We start from the raw sequence: 2,935 nt of genomic DNA on the forward strand, positions 1-2,935 counted from the left end.
TCCCGCAATCAAGAATAGCACGCCGATACCGCGGACTTCCTCGTTTGTCAGGGAGCGACCCTCAACCTGCGCCCGCACGACGAACGTCATGAAATCGGCAGCTGGTTGCTTGCGGCGCATCGCTGCAACTTCGTCAATGAACTTCACGATCGATTGGGCCGCCTCCGTTCGCTTAACACCATTGCCGTGGAGCAAGTCGCTTACCCATCGAATAAGAATCTTGGATCGGCTATTCGAGAGCCCCATAAGACCGAGGTAAACGTCAACTGTGAATGGAATGGCGAAATCCTTCATGACGTCACAGCTTGTCCTCATTCGGGCGATCCGGTCGATCAGCGCCCTCGCTTGCTTACGGACAGTCCGCTCCAACGCCATCACTCGTCCAGACGAGAACAGCGGATTTAGGAGTGCACGAAAGATGCCATGGGCCGGTGGATCGAGCTCGAGCGGGATCATTGGCCAGTTTTCGCCGAGTGCGGAGGAGAAGATGCTGCGATGACTGGAAAAGGTATCGAGATCCTCTAGCACCTTGCGCTGGTCTCGAGCGCGCGTGATCACCCAGGTACCCCGTCCATCGCGTGTGTTAAAGGGGGAATAAAAAATACGGGGCTTTCCGTGAACGCGAGCAACGGCTGCGTGCGGGTCTCCGTTCGCTGTTGGTGCCATGCCGGGCGATGTGAACAGACTGAAGTCCCTCACCAACGCGGATGGAACATGATCCGGAATGGAATCTCGCTGCACTCTTTTTCTCCTTCTGTCCAACCGACTCATCACCTTGACGGGCGCGAAGTAAGACAATCAAATCTCATGCCAATCTCACTGATCATTTAAGGGCAAACTTTCAATGACTTAGCTTTAGGATGATCAAGATGTGATAAAAAAGGCTGTGTCGCGACTCCGACAAAACCGACTGAAGGTATCTGTGAGGCGACGCCGCTATCGCCAGTTTGCCGCTTTTGGAGTGTCTTCACCGTTGCCGCGTTGACCAGAGGTTTTGGAGATCGCAAAATCATATCTGTAGGCGCGTATCGATCCGCAGTCAGGTTTGCTGAGCCAATCTCATTTTCCGGTTTCGCCGGAGCTAAATTTGGCGGCCAATCCGGAAATGAGGCTCTTCAGCTCCCGTTCGGGAACCCGTGAAGATGCCTCGGTCGGTGGGAGCCAGGCTAGCACGCGTTCTCGACACTCCGGAAATGTGAATCTAACCTTCTTTACCCGCAGGAGATGAACTTCAACGACGCACTGAATGGAGCGGTTGTTTTTAGCCCTCTTCAAATATGTGTAGTACACGTATGGCTTCTTCTTGGCTTTGCCTTTTACGCCGGCTTCTTCCCACGCTTCACGTTGCGCAACTTCATGCGGCTGCAATCCGTGGATCGGCCATCCCTTCGGGATGGTCCAGCGGTGCGTTTCGCGTGTCGTGATCAGAAGTACTTCGAGGATCCCGTCAGGATTGGCCCGGAAGCAGATGGCACCGACTTGATTGGCAGCACTCCCACGCATTATTGCCTGCGCATGCGGAGCGGGCCGCACACTCGCCCGAGCGAGAACAGCGATTTTAAGAGTGCACCATATGCCGATGGATGTAGCTCGAGCGGGATCATTGACCGACGTTCGCTGGAGCGCTGGGAAAAAATGCAGCGATGACTAGAAAAGGTCTGCAGGTCATGCAGCGCCTTGCGCTGGTCTCGCGGTCGCGGGATCAGCTGGGTACCTCGTCCATCGCGCGTGCAAAGGGGATACGACCAGGGGGTCTCCCCGGACGCGACAGATGCGTGTAGTGGGTTTCCGTTGGGGCGCCGGTACATGCCAAACGATGTAACCAATTAAGGCCCCCACAAAATCGGGCGGGATATGATCGGGAATGGAAATCGCTATCCTTTTTACTTTCTCTCGCCACTCATCAGCTGGATCGTTTTCAGGTGGGGCAGGGTCGCTAATCTCGTCAGCAGTCTTCGGCTTCTCAAGCGAAAGGCGAGCGAGAGGACTCGCCGCGAGGCGGTACTTTCTCAGGCTCGAATGGCGCGATGAAGAAGCCCTATCACGCGCTGACCGACGGCGACGGGGAACATGGTTCAAAAAGATCGGAACCGGCATCACAACGCACTCCGAAATGGAGCGAAGCGATGAGCTTCTCCTCTTCCATGCAGCGTAATACTTTTCCAAAGTTTTCCTCTTCCTTTCCTCCATCGCGCCTACCCGCGACACAGCTGCGGGCCTGTAGTGGCTTGCCGCTTTGTGATGGAGAGGTTTCAAATCTCATGCCAATCTGACTAATTAGGCCGAAGAAATGTTTTTTATGACCGCTTTCAGCTATTTAGGCCTCGGGAAAGCGAGAGGTTGACGCGACTGGCTTGTGTCGCGGATGCAACAAAAAACAGGTGTCGGTTTCATTTCGAATGAGGGCAGGAAGTCGGGGCAGCACACACTAATCTGAGCCAATCAGCGAGCTACTGGGTCCCTCCCTGGCGGTGCGGCTTCCAGTTGTCTTCGTATGCTGCAGGCAAAGCGCGCCCATCGGCGCAAAAAAGGCGCGATCTGGAGAACCAGACCGCGCCAAACCGCACTTGCCGTGCGGGCCCTGGGAGGCATTACTTGACCGGCTTGGTCACCGGCGGAATGATTTCGATCGGCACCTCGCCGGCAAGCGCGGCCGAGAGCTGCGCGCGATCGAGCTCTCCTTCCCACTTCGCGACGACGAGCGTCGCAATTGCATTGCCGATAATATTGGTAATTGCGCGGCATTCCGACATGAAACGGTCGATGCCGAGGATCAGCGCCATGCCGGCGACCGGCACCGCCGGAACGACCGAGAGCGTCGCGGCAAGCGTGATGAAGCCGGCGCCGGTGATACCTGCGGCACCCTTGGAGCTCAGCATGGCGACGAGCAGCAGCAGGATCTGGTCGCCGAGGGAGAGCGGTGTGTCGGTCGCCT

At 56.4% G+C, this 2,935-nt stretch carries 3 protein-coding genes; all 3 read right to left on the minus strand.

Going from position 1 to position 2,935, the window contains the following annotated elements; all coding sequences use genetic code 11:
- Nucleotides 1-771 (minus strand): cytochrome P450 family protein (locus BSG20_RS38275; RefSeq protein WP_143147626.1); only part of this gene is annotated, 771 nt, incomplete at its 3' end.
- A 288-nt stretch (nucleotides 772-1,059) separates the two neighbouring features.
- Nucleotides 1,060-1,503: an NUDIX hydrolase gene (locus BSG20_RS34925; RefSeq protein ID WP_083540078.1), complete on the minus strand. Its 444-nt coding sequence runs from the start codon at nucleotides 1,501-1,503 to the stop codon at nucleotides 1,060-1,062.
- A gap of 1,088 nt (nucleotides 1,504-2,591) precedes the next feature.
- Nucleotides 2,592-2,935, minus strand: a 344-nt coding sequence (locus BSG20_RS34930; RefSeq protein WP_143147625.1) for a cation:dicarboxylate symporter family transporter, incomplete at its 5' end; no start/stop codon positions are given.

The sequence above is a fragment of the Rhizobium tibeticum genome (genome assembly GCF_900110205.1).
Classification (GTDB): Bacteria; Pseudomonadota; Alphaproteobacteria; order Rhizobiales; family Rhizobiaceae; genus Rhizobium; species Rhizobium tibeticum.

Excerpts from the sequence above, each read along its gene's own strand:
- BSG20_RS34925 (WP_083540078.1), bottom strand. The coding sequence starts at position 1,503 with ATGCGTGGGAGTGCTGCCAATCAAGTCGGTGCCATCTGCTTCCGGGCC.